A 16,299-nucleotide genomic window follows, 5' to 3' on the forward strand; every position below is an offset into this window, starting at 1 on the left:
AGTGGCTACCAGCGGCTGGTGCTGCCGTGCTTACCGACTTCCGCTGAGGTCGGCGGTGTTACGGGTTTGGGCGCGACGCTGATCGGTGCCCGGGTGACGCCGATTTCCGGTTTCGGCGCTTGCGACCCCGAGCCGCCACCCGAGGACGGGTATTGGGGCCGGTACACCGGCGCGTCCGGTGCCGGTGGCGGCGGGGGAGGCGGCGGCGGTGGCGGGGCGGGCTGACTGGTCAATTCGGGTGCATCGCTGGTGGACGTCGGTTGCACGCTGCTGGGCGTCGGTTCCGTCGACGGTGTGTTCGTCGGCGCCTGCGGGCCCGGGCTGCGTAGCAGCAGGGGGATGAGTGCCAACAGCACCACAACGGCGACGACGGCCAGCAGCACGATCGGGCCGCGTCTGGTGCGATACCACGGCGTGCGGGCGGGCTTGAACGTCAGCGAGTCTGCAGGGGAGCCCGGGCGACGGTCGAGGAACGGCTTGGCATAGGAGAAGGCCCCGGCGGTCTCTTGGGTGTCGGCGTTCTCCGTCAGGTCATCGACGTATTGAGGCTCGGCGGCGGTGTAAGCGTTGGAATCGGTGTAGCCGTTGCCGTAACCGCAAGATTCGTCCTCGACCACCGGAATGGGCTCGGTGATCGGGTCGTGATGACCGTAGCCTGCGAACCCGCTGTCGGGGTCGGGCGACGAATCGTCGTCGATATCCCTTCCCCACAGGGCGATACGCTCGGCCATCCTGCGACTTTACCGTCCAGCTGCGGTCAGCCGAAATCGGGCCGGGCAGGCTGAAAACCTGTTTACAACAACGACATTCAAATGAGCACGCCGGACAATCCGCGTGACGGCGTCGGGTGCCACGTAACATACCGTGCATGAGCAGCGGGCCGGTCGACGAACAGCGTCTGCGCGACCTCAGACTGCTGCGCACAGTCCGCGACCGCATGGACCGCGAATACGCCCAGCCGCTGGACGTCGAGGCGCTCGCCCGTGGGGTGAACATGTCGGCCGGGCACCTGTCGCGCCAGTTCAAGAGCGCATACGGCGAATCGCCATACTCCTACCTGATGACCAGGCGCATCGAGCGGGCGATGGCCCTGTTGCGACGCGGCGACATGTCCGTCACCGAGGTCTGCTTCGCCGTCGGCTGTTCGTCGCTAGGCACCTTCAGCACCCGGTTCACCGAATTGGTCGGCGTTCCGCCCAGCACCTACCGGCGCGACGCCGCCGACGAGGCTGCCGGAATTCCGTCGTGCGTCGCCAAGCAGGTGACCAGACCGATCAGGAATCGAGAAGCGCCGCATTCCGCGCCGCAGCTAGCGTGACCGTCATGGACATCACGATCAACGCGAGCTTCCTCCCGCACACCGACCCAGAGCAGTCCTTGGCTTTCTATCGCGACGCACTCGGCTTCGAGGTCCGCAAGGACGTCGGATACGAGGACATGCGCTGGATCACCATCGGCCCGGCCGGCAGGCCCGACATGAACATCGTCCTCACGCCGCCCGCCGCCGATCCCGGCGTCACCGAAGACGAGCGCCGCACCATCGCCGAGATGATGGCCAAGGGCACCTACGCCAGCATCATGCTGGCCACCAACGACCTCGACGCGCTGTTCGAGCGGGTACAGGCCAGCGGCGCCGACGTCATGCAGGAACCAACCGACCAACCCTGGGGCGCCCGTGACTGCGCGTTCCGCGATCCCGCGGGCAACACCGTCCGTGTGCAGGAGCAGTCCTGACCTATGGCTCCGACGAAGTCAAAGCCGAAACAAGAGGCCGCCGACAGCCACGACCTGATCCGCGTGCACGGCGCCCGAGAGAACAACCTCAAGAATGTTCACGTCGAACTTCCCAAGCGCAGGCTCACCGTGTTCACCGGTGTCTCGGGGTCGGGAAAGAGCTCCCTGGTCTTCGACACGATCGCCGCGGAGTCGCAGCGACTGATCAACGAGACCTACAGCGCCTTCGTCCAAGGCTTCATGCCGACGCTGGCACGGCCCGAGGTCGACGTGCTCGAGGGTCTCACGACGGCGATCATCGTCGATCAGCAACGGATGGGCGCCGACCCGCGCTCCACCGTAGGCACCGCCACCGATACGGGCGCGATGTTGCGAATTCTGTTCAGCCGTCTGGGTAAGCCACACATCGGTTCACCACAAGCCTTTTCGTTCAACGTCGCCTCGATCAGCGGCGCCGGCGCCGTCACAATGGACAAGGGTGGTCGGACCGTGAAGGAGCGCCGCGAGTTCAGCGTCGTCGGCGGTATGTGCCCTCGCTGCGAGGGTCGCGGTTCACTCAACGACATCGACCTGACCGCGCTTTACGACGACACCAAGTCGCTCAACGAGGGCGCACTCACCATCCCTGGCTTCTCCATGGAGGGCTGGTACGGTCGAATCTTCAACGGCTGCGGCTTCTTCGACCCCAACAAGCCGATCAACAAGTTCACCAAGAAGGAACTGGACGCCCTGCTGCACAAGGAGGCGACCAAGCTCAAGATCGACGGCGTCAACCTCACATATCTCGGGCTGATTCCGCAGATCAAGAAATCCTTCCTCGCCAAGGATGTCGAGGCGATGCAGCCGCATATTCGCACCTTCGTAGAACGGGCGGTGACGTTCACGACGTGTCCGGACTGCGGCGGCACCCGGCTATCCGACACCGCGCGGTCGTCGAAGATCAAGGGCCGCAGCATCGCCGACGTCTACGAGATGCAGATCAGCGATCTGGCCGAATGGATCGGCGGCATCACCGACAAGTCGGTGGCCCCGCTGGTGAAGTCGTTGCAGCACACCATCGACTCCTTCGTCGAGATCGGGCTGGGGTATCTTTCGCTCGGTCGGCCGGCGGGGACCCTTTCCGGCGGTGAAGCCCAGCGTGTCAAGATGATTCGCCATCTCGGGTCGGCCTTGACCGACGTCACCTACGTCTTCGACGAACCGACGGTGGGGCTGCATCCACACGACATCGCGCGCATGAACGAGCTACTGCTGCAGTTGCGCGACAAAGGCAACACCGTCCTGGTGGTGGAGCACAAACCCGAGGTGATCGCGATTGCCGATCACATCGTCGACCTCGGTCCCGGCGCTGGTGGCGACGGCGGCCAGGTCGTCTACGAGGGCACGCTCGACGGACTGCGCAAGAGCAAGACCGTTACCGGACGTCATCTCAACGACCGCGCATCGCTCAAGGACTCGGTGCGCGCGTCGTCGGGCGCAATGGAGGTTCGCGGCGCGTCGACCCACAATCTGCAGAAGGTGGATGTCGACATCCCGCTCGGCGTGCTGTGTGTGGTCACCGGCGTCGCCGGCTCCGGCAAGAGCTCTCTGATCAGCGGCTCGATCGCGGGCCGTGACGGCGTTGTGGTGATCGACCAGACGCCGATCCGAGGGTCGCGACGGAGCAATCCCGCGACCTACACCGGCTTGCTGGACCCGATCCGCAAGGCGTTCGCCAAAGCCAACGACGTCAAACCGGCGCTGTTCAGCGCCAACTCCGAGGGCGCATGCCCGACCTGTAACGGCGCCGGGGTGATCTTCACCGAGTTGGGCGTCATGGCCACCGTCGAGTCACGGTGCGAGGAGTGTGAGGGCAAGAGGTTTCACGCGTCGGTGCTGGAGTACACGTTCGGCGGTCGCAATATCGCCGAGGTGCTGGCGATGTCGGTGGCCGACGCGCTCGCGTTCTTCGGTGACGGCGATGCCGCCAACCCGGCCGCGCACAAGATCCTGGATCGCCTCACCGACGTCGGCCTGGGCTACCTCTCGCTCGGCCAGCCCCTGACCACGCTGTCCGGTGGTGAGCGGCAGCGGCTCAAGCTCGCGTCGCAGATGGGGGACAAGGGCGACATCTATGTCCTCGATGAACCGACCTCGGGCCTGCATCTCGCCGACATCGAACAGCTGCTGGGGCTGCTGGACCGCCTTGTCGATGCCGGTCGGTCCGTGCTCGTGATCGAGCACCACCAGGCGGTCATGGCTCACGCCGACTGGATCATCGATCTCGGTCCCGGCGCCGGTCACGACGGTGGCACGGTCGTCTTCGAGGGAACGCCGGCTGACCTCGTCGCCGCGCGGTCCACGCTGACCGGCAAACATCTCGCGGATTACGTCGACGCCTGACGGAGATTCGCGGCAAGATGCCGGGCGTGGAGTTCGACGTAGAGGCGCTGCGGCAGAAATACGCCCAGGAGCGGGACCGCCGACTGCGTCCCGACGGCATCGAGCAGTACGTCGAGATCTCAGGCGTGTTTGCCGACTTCGCGACTGATCCTTGGAGCGATCGGGACTTCACCCGCGACCCGCTGTCCGATGAGGTCGATGTCGCGATCATCGGCGCCGGGTTCGGCGGGCTGCTCACCGGGGCCCGCCTGCGCGAACTCGGTGTACACAGCATCCGGTTGATCGACAAGGCCGCCGACGTCGGAGGTACGTGGTACTGGAACCGGTACCCCGGAATCGCCTGCGACGTCGAGTCGTACGTGTACATGCCGCTGCTCGAGGAGCTCGGCTACGTTCCGACCGAAAAGTATGCGAAGGGCCCCGAGATCTTCGCGCACTGCCGCAGCATCGCCGAGCACTATGACCTGTACCGCGACATCTGCCTGCAGACCGAGGTGCAGCAGATCCGCTGGGACGCCGACCTGCAGCGTTGGATCATCGCGACCAATCACGGCGACAGCATCCGCGCCCGCTTCGTCGCGATGGCCAACGGATATCTGCAGAAGCCGAAATTGCCTGGCATCGAAGGAATCTCTGATTTCGCTGGGCATACGTTCCACACCAGCCGGTGGGACTACGACTACACCGGGGCCGACCTGGCGAATCTGGCGGACAAGAAAGTCGGGATCATCGGGACCGGCGCAACGGCCATCCAGTGTGTACCGCACCTCGCCAAGGCCGCCAAGGAACTGCTCGTCTTCCAGCGCACGCCTTCCACTGTCGACGTGCGCGGCAATCGTCCAACCGATCCGGACTGGTCGGGGTCTCTGCAAGACGGATGGCAGCGCCGTCGCATCGAGAACTTCCAGCTGCTCACCGCGGGCGGCGAAGCCGACGAGGATCTCGTCGACGACGCATGGACGAGCATCGTCAAGAAACTGTTCGTCATGCGGCAGACCCGTGTCGAGGGAATGTCCGACGAAGACCGTTTACGCGCAGTTGAATTGGCCGACTTCGCCAAGATGGAAGAGATCCGGGCCCGCGTCGATTCGATCGTGGCGGATCCCGCGACAGCAGAGGCGCTCAAACCCTGGTACGGCTACTTCTGCAAACGGCCCTGCTTTCACGACGACTACCTGCAGTCGTTCAACCGGGACAACGTGACGCTTGTCGACACAAAAGGTAAGGGCGTCGAGCGCATCACCAGCGACGGTGTGGTGGTCGACGGCACGGAGCACAGCATCGACTGTCTGATCTTCGCAACGGGTTTCGAGGTCGGCACGGACTACTCGCGGCGGACCGGCTTCGAGATCGTCGGCCGGGGCGGGGTCACGATCACCGACAAATGGCACGACGGTGTGCAGACACTGCACGGCCTCGCCGTTAACGGATTCCCAAACTGCTTCATCCTGTCGATCGCGCAATCCGGGTTCACCGTCAACTTCCCGTACCTCCTTGATGTGCAAGCGCGCCACACCGCAGAGGTCATCTCGTGGGCGTTGAGCAATGACGCAGCGGAGTTGGAGGCGACGGCCGACGCCGTATCCGCATGGGTGGACACCGTGGTCGCACGTTCGGGGGCGAGCGCCGACCGCGCGAAATCCTGCACACCGGGCTACTACAACCGGGAAGGACAGGCGAACGCGAAGACGCGACAGGGCAGCTTCTTCTTCGGCACGCCAACCGAATACGCCGACATCCTCGACGCGTCGCGCGTGAACGGCGCACCGCAAGGATTCGAGATCCGCACGAGTGTCCATCGATGAGGAGGCGATACCTCATCGGTCATCTCCGAGCGTTGACCCGCCGCGGCAGATCTCCCCGGGTGGCGATCATCGGGGCCGGATTCGGCGGAATCGCCGCGGCGGTTGCGTTACGACGCAAGGGTATCGACGACATTGTGATCATCGAACGGTCCGACGGCGTCGGGGGCACGTGGCGGCAGAACACCTACCCAGGTGCGGCGTGCGACATCCAGAGCCATCTGTACTCGTTCTCGTTCGCGCCGAATCGCCGCTGGACCCGCACCTACGCCTATCAGCCCGAGATCCTCTCGTACCTCGAGTCGGTGGCCGATCGCTTTGACCTGCGTCGCCACCTGATGCTCGGGACCGGCGTGCAGAAGCTGGTCTGGAGTGAGCGGCAGAAGCACTGGGACATTGAGCTCGCCGACGGCCGGAGCCTCGTCGCAGACGCCGTCGTCAGCGCGGTGGGGTTGTTCGGGGCCGCACGCTATCCCGATATCGAGGGCATCGCCGAGTTCAGCGGCGAGCTGATGCACACCTCGCAATGGGACGCGGGTGTCGACCTGACCGGAAAGCGGGTCGCGGTCGTCGGCACCGGCGCCAGCGGCGTGCAGGTCATCCCGGAAGTCGCCGCCATCGCAGAGCAGTTGACGGTCTTCCAGCGGACGCCACCGTGGATGGTGCCGAAAGAGGATCGGCCCTACAACCCTGACGAGCTCACCCGCTTCCGCCGGATCCCGTGGGCCGCTCTACGTGAGAGGTGGCGACTGTGGAAGCTGCAGCACGACAACACGGCGTTGACACCCGATCATCCACGAATGGCCGTGGTTCAGGAGTTGTCGGAGAACTTTCTGCGCCGCCACGTCGAAGACGATGCGATGCGTGACGCTCTGACCCCGCGGTATCCGTTTCGGTGCAAACGTGTCCTGCTCGGTGAGAAGTATTATCTGGCACTACAACACCCGCATGTCGCCCTCGTGACAGATCCGATCCGGCGAGTCACCGAGTCAGCCGTCGTCACCGAGACCGGCCGCGTCGTCGAGGTCGACGCCATCATCTTTGCGACGGGCTTCGAGACAAGCAGCTATCTCTCGGGCATCGAGGTCGTCGGGCTGGGCGGCGAAAGCCTGCATGACCGTTGGGGTTTGGATCCCCAGGCGTATCTCGGCGTCGCCGTGAGCGGCTTTCCCAATTTCTTCATGCTGTACGGACCAAACACCAACCAGGGCGCGAACTCGATCATCTATGTCCTGGAGGCCGGCGGGCGCTTGGTGGCCAGCGCGATCTGCCGGTTGGCCGGGCGCGGCGGCTATCTCGACGTGCGTCCGGACGTCGAACAGCGGTACAACGAGCAGATTTCGGCCGACCTGGAACAGACGATCTGGACGCAGTGCGACAGCTACTACCGATCGCCCACCGGACGGATCGTGACACAGTGGCCGCACTCGGAATTGGACTATGCGAAGGCGACGTGGCGCATACGGTCACGAGATTGGCAGCACCACACCGACGCCTAGGCTCGGGCTGTCAGCGTCCGGGTTTCTTCGGAGGCGTACGCCCCCTGGGCTGCTTGGCGGCAGGCGCTGAGCCGCGATTGGCCAGCCGTCCCAGGTGCGACACACCCGGTAGGGACGATACGGCGCCATAGACCTCGTTGCCCGTGGCGACGAGGGCTTCCAGTTGCGGCAGCACCGCGTCCATCGTTCGGATCATCGGGTCGGCCAGCGCCAGATAGCGTTCGGCACGGTCGATCGCCTGATTGAGCCGTTCCGTTGCCACCGCCAAGTTCTCGATCAGATCCGGCAACTGAGCCGCGAGCTGGATCGACGCGGGCGGGATGCGTAGCGCGGCGCCGGCGGCCGACTGCGCCGTCTCCGCGGCCTCCCGCGCGGCGGCCTGCGCATTGTCCGCCGCCGCCTGCGCGGCCGCCAAGATGTCTTTCGGGCCCGGGACTTTGCTCGCCATCTGTCAACTGTGCCGCACGTTCATGGGACTGTCTGTCATTTCGTCGATCGACACGGCCGATATCTCTGGGTGAGTCCGTGGACCCGTGACCGCACTGCGATGGGCCCGATGCCGTCACTGTGACGTATTGACCTGCGGCACAATGCGAATAGGGGAGACGACCCGGAGGGTTCCTCGCCTCGAGCCCACGCAATTGGGGCGGTCAGCGGCACGTCCAAAGAGGAATCCGGCGATTGCCGGGATACTTGGAGAACTTGACACCTAGGACAAGGGGCCGCGCGTGACAGTAGTCGCCATCTATCTGGTCATCACGTTCGGTCTCGGCGGTCTGGCGATGGCGGTGCGTCTGCCGCCCCTGGTCGGGTTCCTCGCAGCGGGGTTCGCCATCAATGCCCTCAATGTGGAGGACGTGCCGCAGCTGGATGTGCTGGCGGATTTGGGCGTCACGCTGCTGCTTTTCGCGATCGGCCTCAAGCTCGACGTTCGCATTCTGCTGCGCCGCGAGGTGTGGTTGACCACGTCCGTGCACATGCTGTTCAGCGTTGTGTTCGGAGGTGTCGCCATGTGGCTGGGCGCCGTCGCCGGGGTGGTGATGCTGTCCGGGCAGAGCGTGCAGACGATCGCCCTGTTGGCCTTCGCGCTATCCTTCTCCAGCACGGTGTTCGTGGTCAAGGTTCTCGAGGAGCGCGGTGAATCGCACGCGCTCTACGGCCGCGTCGCCATCGGCATCCTGGTCATGCAGGACATCGTCGCTGTCGTGTTTCTGACCGCCACCAGCGGTCATCTGCCCAGCCCCTGGGCGCTCACATTGGTGCTGCTGTGGCCACTGACCCGATTCGCACGCAAGATCTGGAGCAGACTCGGCCACGGCGAAATGCAGTCACTGTTCGGGATCGTGATGGCGCTGGTGCCCGGGTACGCTCTGTTCTCCGCAGTGGGCCTCAAGGGTGATCTCGGCGCCTTGATCATCGGCGTGCTCCTGGCTTCGCACTCGGCGTCCTCCGAGCTGTCGCGTTCGCTGTTCCACATCAAGGAGCTGTTGCTGGTCGGGTTCTTCGTCTCGATTGGCCTGACCGGTCTGCCGGATCTGCCGACCATCGGCGTCGCATTGCTGATGGTGCTGCTTCTGCCGTTCAAGGCCGGCTGGTACGTGCTGCTGTTGGCACGCATGAAGTTGCGGTATCGCACTGCGCTGCTCGCCGGGCTCGGGCTGATGAACTACTCGGAATTCGGTTTGATAGTCGTATCGGTCGGTGTTTCCGCAGGGCTGCTGGCGGAGGCCTGGCTCGTGGAGATGTCGATCGCCGTAGCACTGAGCTTCGTCCTCGCGGCGCTGGTCAATGGTCGCGGACACCTGATGGTGGAGAAAATCGCGGCACGGCTACCCGCCCAGGACGAAAGCACCCTTGTCCCGGAGGAGCGCCCGGCCGACGCCGGCGACGCCGAGGTGGTGGTGATCGGCATGGGCCGGGTCGGGTTCGCGGCCTATCAACGAATGACCGAGCATTACGGGTTGCGAGTGATCGGGTTGATTACGACGGTCCCCGAGTCCAGCGACTCGCAGAGGACGGCCTGAACGTCATCGAAGGTGACGCGACCGATCTTGATTTCTGGCACCAGCTCCGACACTCGGAGTCGGTGCGCATTGCGGTGCTCGCAATGCCGCGTCACGGCGCCAACGTCACCGCGCTGGCATGTCTGCGCGAGTCCGGTTTCGACGGCAGGGTCGCCGCGGTCGCCCGGTACGACGATGAAGTCCAGTGGGCCAAAGAGCACGGCGTCGACATCGCCTTCAATGTCTATGCCGGCGCGGGTTTGGAGCTGGCCGACCAAGTGTCCAATGACGAGGCACCCCGCAGTCCCGCTCAACCGGCTGACGATGGACCGCGAGGCGGACCGTAGTCTGTAGCTCAATAGCCTTGCGCCCAAGCGTAATTCATCACAGTGACGTATTTCGCCGGGGGGCACGCTAGGTCACGGCCGCCACCTCGGCATCGGTTTTGATCTTCGCCAATGTCGCCCTCATGATGTGGCCGACGAACGGGCGGACCAGCCACCAGTACCGCAGGAACTTCCGCCGAGAGTCGGTATCGGTGGTGACGGTGCGGCATTCGTAGCTCAGCAGCGTACTTTGGCCGTACGGTCTGACGGAGAAGTTCGCCGCGATCTTTCCCCACCCGGGATCCTTGAAGTCGCGGAACTCTGCGCGGGGCACATCGCGCCACTCGATGGCCGGTTGCCAGAATTTTCCGACGGCACCGAAGGCGATCTCGCAATCGGGTCGGTCACCCAGGAGCAGCCAGCCAGGCAGCGGCGCGGAGTCCTCGGTGAAGACCAAAGCCGGCGGCGGCGTGGCGGGCTTTCCCAGCAGGCGCGACGGAAGTCCGCGGATCCACATGGACGCCGTCAGCACCGGCGTACGAACCGAGAGGAAGTCGAGGCTTCGCGCGACGCGGTAGGTGGTCGCCGGGGAAGCGCAGACCACGACGTGCTCGGCGATCGTCGTGTCGAAGCGCGGCATGGCCGACTCGATCAGAAGACGGTCGGCATCGGCTATCGTCATGGCGCCAATCGTCGTGGTCGCCACCGAACCAGCGGTAGGGCGTCCGGACATCATTGCAGAGGACTTCAGACCCTCACGCCGGGGAGTGGACATTACGTCACAGTGACGTTTGGTTAGCAGGATCGCGGGTTGGTGGGGCGGAGAAGCGATGACCATCTCGGTCGGTGCACGGCCCAGGATCGGCGTCGCCGACCTCAAGAGCTAGTTGTGATGCTCACCAAGGCCGTTGCCGCTCTTGACGTTCCAACTTTGCGATCCGGCGGTGATGCGATTCGCATATCGCGCTCCAGGGTCTGGATTATCGCGAGAGTCTCGGGCCGAGCTCCCCATGAATATTTCGTCACAGTGACGTATTGGTCGCACGAAACGGGAGAGGAGAGCCAGGGCGACGTCGCCGCGAATACGGACTCGGGACGCGCCCGTGGACCAGTCGCGCCGACGACCGACATGGATACTCGTTCGGCAGACCGACCCGCCAGATGCCGACACTCGGCACCAGATCGCTGGATCAGGAGGCTCGGCCGGCTGGCGGAGTTGGGTGACACCCGGGCGTCGATTGTCCGATCCGGAACTAATTGAGAGGGGGAATGCGCATACCTGTGCACTCTCAAGTAGTTCTGGACGGAATCGTGGCCGTCTGTCCAGAACCAACAGAGAGTGTCGGACAGAATCCAGAACGACACGATAGTGCCGGACAAAAGGATAGTTTCAATGGATCAGAATTCTGCCCCGGTTCGAACCGACATGCACGCGGCTCTGCCAAGGGCGATGGAACTGGCGACGGAATACCTGACGGGTCTCTCACACCGGCCGGTCGCGGCGAGTACCAGCTACGACGAAGTAGTCGATGCCCTGAGCGGGCCGCTGCCCGACCAAGGCACGAATGCGGTCTCGGTGGTCGAGAAGTTAGCCGCCACTCTCGGTCCGGCAACGATTGCGTGCGCCGGTCCCCGCTACTTTGGACTCGTCGTCGGGGGAACGCTACCCGCGGCGTTGGCTGCCGACTGGCTGGTATCGACCTGGGACCAGACGGCGTACAGCCGGATGTCGTCGCCGGCGGGTGCTGCGATCGATGCCGTCGCCGAGCGCTGGGTTCTTGACGCTCTTGGGCTGCCCACGGACGCATCCGTGGGTTTCGTGACCGGAGCCACGGCGGGAAACGTCGTCGGGTTGCTTTCCGCACGGCACGTGCTGTTAGCGCGGCAAGGTTGGGACGTCGAGGCCGATGGGCTCGCGCAGGCACCCCGTGTTCGCGTGCTGGTGGGCGACGAGGTCCATCCCTCGGTACTGCAGGCGTTGCAGATGATCGGTTTGGGAGCGCGCCGCGTCGAGCGCGTAGCAGTCGACGCACAAGGAGCCATGAGAGCGGACGCGCTCGCCGCCGCGCTCGCCGCTGACTCCGACCCTGCCATCGTGTGCGCACAAGTCGGCAACGTGAACTCCGGAGCGTGCGATCCGATGTCAGAGATCGTCGCGGCGACCCATGAGCACGGCGGCTGGGTTCACGTTGACGGTGCGTTCGGACTATGGGCGTGCGCATCGCCGCGACTGTCGACACTGGTTCAAGGTGTCGAGCTGGCCGATTCATGGTCGACAGACGCGCACAAGTGGCTCAACGTTCCCTACGACTGCGGCCTGGCCATCGTTGCCGATCCCCAAGCTGCCCGCTCGGCGCTGGGAGCCAACACCAGCTATCTGCCCACGAGTAGCGAGCGCGAACCCGGTGTCCTGGTGCCCGAGATGTCCCGGCGTGCACGGGCGGTGCCTGTCTACGCAGCGCTCGCCTCGCTAGGCAGGGAGGGGCTGCGACAACTGATCGAACGCTGCTGCGACCATGCCGACCGTCTGGCCCAGATGATCCAGGGCACGCACGGCTTTGTGGTGTGCAACGACGTCGTGCTCAACCAGGTCCTGATCCGTGCTGACGACAGCGACGAGCGCACTTGGCTTGTAGCAGAACTCGTGCGACGCAGCGGAGAGGCGTGGGTCGCGGGAACCGAATGGCACGGTCGAGCGGCGATACGCGTGTCCTTCTCCAACTGGACGACAGCGGATAACGACGTCGACCGCCTCGCTGAAGCGCTGCGGCAATCGCTGGCGGCGGCGCGAAAGGCTCAACAGGGGTAAGGCCACTGCTGCGGCTCAGCGGAGCCGCAGCAGTGGACGGCCTTTCCTGGACGATTGCGCAGACAAGCGCCAAAGCGGTGGTGTGCCCCCCGGTCACGCCAAATCCGTCATCAGACGCAACGCTCGGCCACGTCCAGCGACAGCTCAGCCACAGTCGGTGTATTCGGAGCATCAGTACCTTAAAAGGTCTATCACCCAGGGAAATCCGGGTGATGTCAGGACTGTCCTTCGGCGTGGCCCCGACCCCTTCGTGCCCTTGGCCCAGCGGACGGTCAGCGCGCTGTATTTACCGGAACGGGGGACGTGCGGAGAAGAGAAATGTCATCGGCACGCAGAGGCGAGGGACGAAGCCGGGAAGCTCCTCAGCAGCCATCGTCGCCTCCGCCTGACAGCCGATCTAACCATGTGGGTGCCACTCGTAACGTCGCACACTGAATGGTCAATGACCCAGCGGGACATATCAATTCGTCACTGTGACGCTTTGATGGGGCGGCCGACTGACGGAGGGTGGGCCGCCGAAGAATCGACAGGCGGGCCCGCACTGACCAGCATCCGCATCTCGTCGCCGAGGGCGCGAAAATTCGGACAGCTACCAGGTTTTCCCGGATTACTCCCAACTAGTTCCGGATCGGACACGGACATCGATCGACCCCGTCGCGACGCGCACCGGGACTATCGCCTGGTCGACAAAGTGCCGATAAGCCACATTATGTCAACTTACTGACGCTGTGTTGATCCGCTGAATTTTCGTGTTCTGCCCCTGCCCCGCGCCTCAGCGGTGAACCGTGGATGCATCGAAACGCCTCGAGGGGCGAGAATTCAGCGAGTGCCGATCAACACCGGCGCATCGGCGACCACGCGGGGCGGAACCCTCGTCGGCGGCGCCGGTTGAACCTCCAGAACGGATCCCGAGGACAGATCTCCAACTACGTACGGCGGAACGTTTCCGGGCGGATCCGGCTGAACCTCCAGAACGGCTCCTCCGCTTGGCAGCCTGAGGTCGTCGGGATTGATGCAGGCGCCGTTGCGCATGACGCCGCCGGCGTGCTCGCAGCAGTAGTCCGTCGGCATGTCCCGCTCCAGACATGATGCGAAGTCGGATTCTTTGTAGTCGGCATTCGCGACGGCGAGAGCCCCGAATGGGGCGGCCGCGAGGGCAAGCACACCTGCGGACATGGCGGCACGCATGATCCAACGCGAAGGCGAGGAAACTGTGATGGGGTGTTTCATGGTGATGACTCCTTGGGTTGTGTCGCGGCGTCCGGCGGAAGCCGCTTCTAGGTGATGGACGCAAGTGTCTGACGGGCGGCGTGCTTTTGTAATCGCCGCGAAGCCAGAGTCCACGCCCAAAAGGAAAGGTTTACCTATCCGGCCGGTAAGGAGCGCTGGGAATCAATTGACCGGCCGCGGACTCCTTCCCTACCGTGACCTCGGCGGCGGATTGTCGCGTTGACCCAGGCGCGCGCATTGAGCCCGGGACCAAGTCCCCGGCCTGCCAAACGATTTCACCGTTTACGCGATGGACATTCTGGGTGAGCCCGGTGAAGGCATCCAGTAGGAGGCGATGTTGCGCCCCGCTGATTCTGCGAGCTGCATCGACACATTTGTTGACGGCTTGCGGCTACGCAATGTGCGGCTGGTCGGGCTTTCGTAGGAGGTGGCTTGCCACCCATACGCGGCGCGACTCCCCGACCGATTGGTGACGGTCACCCCAATTGACCCGCCGGCACGGTGACTCGCCTCTGTACAAAGTTCTGGCGAAGTCTCGCGCTTGTCTCGCCGGGGCCATATTCCGATCGAGCCGCCGCGCCGCGGCATGGATCACGGGTCACCCGGTTACGGGCGGCCCTGTCGGAGGGCGCACGGATTGTTCATGGCGTGCCGCTGTCCATCGGCTCGCGTTCGAACACCAACGCGGTATTTGATCAGGACGAAATCTCGGCGGCGAGTCGACCGAGCGTGTCGGTCAGCTGATCCTCGGTCACGAGCGGGAACTTCACCTTCTCGAGCAGCTTTTTGTCGGTGACCTTGGACCAGTCGTAAGTATGGCGAACCAGCGTCTCATTAGGACCTTGCGGTTCCAGCTCCCACAGCCACTCCCACCCGGGAGGCTCGGTGCCCGCGGGCGCGGTCTTCCAGGCCAGCAGCTTGTCTTTCACGTAGCCGGACACGTGGTTATCAGTTTTGTACTCGCCACCCATATGGTCACCCTGCATGTTCATCGTGAAGACTTCGCCGACCTGTTTGATCCGATCGGCATGGTCCACACTGCGGATGAACCCAGAGCCATCGAGCACCTGGTGCCGCTCCGGATTGGAGAGTACGTCGAAGATCGCATCGACTGGCGCCTCGATGGTTCGTTCCACGGTGACCTTCTTGTTGTTGCTCATACCTTCACACTGCCCAAAACTGCCCGATCCCACACGTTGCGATCACCCCGATTCGCTACTGCTCAATGTCCGTGGCGCCGGGCTCCATGCCTGCCGGAGGTAGCAGCGTCGGATAGTGGGACACCCGATTGCCGCCCGCGCGCTTCGCCTCGTACATCGCCATGTCCGAGGTGCGGATCAGATCGTTGATGAGCTGGAGATTGTCTCTCGCTGAGTCGGTCTCGAGCGGGGCGCCCGCTGTACCGATACTCGCCGTCACCGGTAACGGAGTTCCGTCGATGGCCTGGCGTAGTCGCTCGGCCATCTTGGCTGGATTCGGAGCGGTGTCGATGTCGGCGACCACGAACTCTTCTCCACCTACCCTGCCGATCACCGCGGTGGGGCGGCAGTTCTCACGAAGCGCCGTGCTGACGTCGACCAATGCCTGATCGCCTGCGGCGTGACCGAGGGTGTCGTTGAGTTGTTTGAAGTTATCGAGATCGAGCATCGCCATCACCACGTAGATGGCAGCGGGGCCCTTGTGGAGCATCATGAGTTGGTACACCGAGTTCTGGAACGAGCGCCGATTCAGCAGCCCGGTGAGCGAATCACGGTCAGAACCCTGCAAGTCTGTTCGCAATGTGTGCACCAACGACAGGATTCCGAACGGTACACCGATATTCAGCGATGCCAACGTGACCAGCGTTGCGATTGTCAGCGCGACGTCACCGGTGGTGGCGATCAGCCGGGATGCCATGATCGCCGCGCACAGGGTGGCCACACCGAGGTTCGCGACCACGAAGCCAGTCGTGTGGAAGTAGGCGGCGAAACCACCGATGACGGCGAAGGTCGCACACGCTCCCAACCCCGAGTACGGGTTTGAGAAGGCAAAGCACGTTGCCGCGATTGCCACCGTGGCCATCGCCGAAAAGATGACGGACTGCCGGCGTGTGGGCCAACGAAGCAACCAGAGGAAACCACCGGCCACGGCGACCACAGCCGCAGCGATGGCAAGCGCGACCCTCACGGGATTGTCCGGACCGAATGGACTCCAGATCATCACGATCGGAAGCGCAGCCGTCGTCACGGTGAAGCCAAACGTCGCGCGGCGCCAGAGCATCTGAAGCCCGCGTTCATTCAGGTAAGCGCTGAGCCAGTCGTACTGATCCGGTTGCTTCAACCATTGCCCAGCCGATCGGGCCATCGCTCACCCCCGACCAAAGTCGACCCCCAGCGATGGCTTGCTACCCGGGCGGCGATCGATATCGGCGCTACGAGCACGGTTGATCGTGGAAGGCGGTCGGACTGGATGATGACAGCGTATCGGTCCGCAATCCCCGGATGGACGGCAACGTGCGATACCGCCAGGCAAGCA

Annotated in this window: 12 protein-coding genes and 2 pseudogenes; 7 read left to right on the plus strand and 7 right to left on the minus strand. The window is 64.1% G+C overall.

The features are described 5' to 3' along the window. Positions 1–5: 5 nt before the first annotated feature. A complete protein-coding gene (locus G6N42_RS07555) occupies positions 6–731 on the minus strand; it encodes a hypothetical protein (protein ID WP_163728048.1) in 726 nt (241 codons plus the stop codon). A gap of 137 nt (positions 732–868) precedes the next feature. Here G6N42_RS07555 and G6N42_RS07560 point away from each other — a divergent pair, with 137 nt between their 5' ends. From G6N42_RS07560 to G6N42_RS07580, 5 genes are read left to right on the plus strand one after another with little or no spacing between them, the layout of a single operon-like run. Beyond that, positions 869–1,318, plus strand: a complete 450-nt coding sequence (locus G6N42_RS07560) for a helix-turn-helix transcriptional regulator (RefSeq protein ID WP_163728051.1) — start codon at positions 869–871, stop codon at positions 1,316–1,318. A 5-nt stretch (positions 1,319–1,323) separates the two neighbouring features. Continuing rightward, positions 1,324–1,734 (plus strand): VOC family protein, encoded by a 411-nt coding sequence (locus tag G6N42_RS07565; protein WP_163728054.1) that lies wholly within the window; start codon positions 1,324–1,326, stop codon positions 1,732–1,734. Between the two features lie 3 nt (positions 1,735–1,737). Beyond that, positions 1,738–4,116, plus strand: coding sequence for an ATP-binding cassette domain-containing protein (locus tag G6N42_RS07570; protein WP_163728056.1), 2,379 nt, complete (start codon positions 1,738–1,740; stop codon positions 4,114–4,116). Positions 4,117–4,133: 17 nt separating this feature from the next. Beyond that, positions 4,134–5,921 (plus strand): flavin-containing monooxygenase, encoded by a 1,788-nt coding sequence (locus G6N42_RS07575; protein WP_163728059.1) that lies wholly within the window; start codon positions 4,134–4,136, stop codon positions 5,919–5,921. Further along, the gene (locus G6N42_RS07580) at positions 5,918–7,417 is read left to right on the plus strand and encodes a flavin-containing monooxygenase (RefSeq protein ID WP_163728062.1); all 1,500 of its coding nucleotides are present in this window, start codon (positions 5,918–5,920) and stop codon (positions 7,415–7,417) included. Before G6N42_RS07575 ends, G6N42_RS07580 begins: the two co-directional genes overlap by 4 nt. A 10-nt stretch (positions 7,418–7,427) precedes the next feature. Here G6N42_RS07580 and G6N42_RS07585 read toward each other — a convergent pair whose 3' ends face one another. Continuing rightward, entirely contained in the window at positions 7,428–7,865 is a 438-nt protein-coding gene (locus tag G6N42_RS07585) for a hypothetical protein (protein ID WP_174262031.1), read from the minus strand. A gap of 280 nt (positions 7,866–8,145) precedes the next feature. Between G6N42_RS07585 and G6N42_RS07590 the strand changes: the two are divergent. Beyond that, positions 8,146–9,767: pseudogene (locus G6N42_RS07590) on the plus strand (cation:proton antiporter domain-containing protein). Between the two features lie 67 nt (positions 9,768–9,834). Here the strand turns inward: G6N42_RS07590 and G6N42_RS07595 are convergent. Further along, the gene (locus G6N42_RS07595) at positions 9,835–10,428 is read right to left on the minus strand and encodes a hypothetical protein (RefSeq protein ID WP_163728065.1); all 594 of its coding nucleotides are present in this window, start codon (positions 10,426–10,428) and stop codon (positions 9,835–9,837) included. A gap of 711 nt (positions 10,429–11,139) precedes the next feature. On the opposite strand from G6N42_RS07595, the gene G6N42_RS07600 reads away from it, so the two are divergent. Continuing rightward, a complete protein-coding gene (locus G6N42_RS07600) occupies positions 11,140–12,555 on the plus strand; it encodes a pyridoxal phosphate-dependent decarboxylase family protein (RefSeq protein WP_232076101.1) in 1,416 nt (471 codons plus the stop codon). 174 nt (positions 12,556–12,729) lie between these two features. Here the strand turns inward: G6N42_RS07600 and G6N42_RS31705 are convergent. The 4 genes and pseudogenes from G6N42_RS31705 to G6N42_RS07615 all read right to left on the minus strand — a co-directional run. Next, a pseudogene (locus G6N42_RS31705) lies at positions 12,730–12,867 on the minus strand (tyrosine-type recombinase/integrase); the annotation flags it as partial. A gap of 507 nt (positions 12,868–13,374) precedes the next feature. Further along, positions 13,375–13,785, minus strand: coding sequence for a hypothetical protein (locus G6N42_RS07605; RefSeq protein ID WP_163728067.1), 411 nt, complete (start codon positions 13,783–13,785; stop codon positions 13,375–13,377). Positions 13,786–14,480: 695 nt separating this feature from the next. Then, on the minus strand, positions 14,481–14,945 hold the full coding sequence (locus G6N42_RS07610; RefSeq protein ID WP_163728071.1) for an SRPBCC family protein: 465 nt from the start codon (positions 14,943–14,945) through the stop codon (positions 14,481–14,483). A gap of 55 nt (positions 14,946–15,000) precedes the next feature. Next, positions 15,001–16,128, minus strand: coding sequence for a GGDEF domain-containing protein (locus tag G6N42_RS07615; protein ID WP_163728074.1), 1,128 nt, complete (start codon positions 16,126–16,128; stop codon positions 15,001–15,003). Positions 16,129–16,299: the final 171 nt, after the last annotated feature.

Source organism: Mycobacterium gallinarum (assembly GCF_010726765.1).
Lineage (GTDB): Bacteria > Actinomycetota > Actinomycetes > Mycobacteriales > Mycobacteriaceae > Mycobacterium > Mycobacterium gallinarum.

Bases quoted from the DNA above. Each gene is read 5' to 3' on its own strand.
- G6N42_RS07600 (WP_232076101.1), top strand. From the start codon at position 11,140: ATGGATCAGAATTCTGCCCCGGTTCGAACCGACATGCACGCGGCTCTG.
- G6N42_RS07615 (WP_163728074.1), bottom strand. From the start codon at position 16,128: ATGGCCCGATCGGCTGGGCAATGGTTGAAGCAACCGGATCAGTACGAC.
- G6N42_RS07560 (WP_163728051.1), top strand. From the start codon at position 869: ATGAGCAGCGGGCCGGTCGACGAACAGCGTCTGCGCGACCTCAGACTG.
- G6N42_RS07580 (WP_163728062.1), top strand. From the start codon at position 5,918: ATGAGGAGGCGATACCTCATCGGTCATCTCCGAGCGTTGACCCGCCGC.
- G6N42_RS07565 (WP_163728054.1), top strand. From the start codon at position 1,324: ATGGACATCACGATCAACGCGAGCTTCCTCCCGCACACCGACCCAGAG.
- G6N42_RS07595 (WP_163728065.1), bottom strand. From the start codon at position 10,428: ATGACGATAGCCGATGCCGACCGTCTTCTGATCGAGTCGGCCATGCCG.
- G6N42_RS07610 (WP_163728071.1), bottom strand. From the start codon at position 14,945: ATGAGCAACAACAAGAAGGTCACCGTGGAACGAACCATCGAGGCGCCA.
- G6N42_RS07575 (WP_163728059.1), top strand. From the start codon at position 4,134: ATGCCGGGCGTGGAGTTCGACGTAGAGGCGCTGCGGCAGAAATACGCC.
- G6N42_RS07605 (WP_163728067.1), bottom strand. From the start codon at position 13,785: ATGAAACACCCCATCACAGTTTCCTCGCCTTCGCGTTGGATCATGCGT.
- G6N42_RS07570 (WP_163728056.1), top strand. From the start codon at position 1,738: ATGGCTCCGACGAAGTCAAAGCCGAAACAAGAGGCCGCCGACAGCCAC.
- G6N42_RS07585 (WP_174262031.1), bottom strand. From the start codon at position 7,865: ATGGCGAGCAAAGTCCCGGGCCCGAAAGACATCTTGGCGGCCGCGCAG.
- G6N42_RS07555 (WP_163728048.1), bottom strand. From the start codon at position 731: ATGGCCGAGCGTATCGCCCTGTGGGGAAGGGATATCGACGACGATTCG.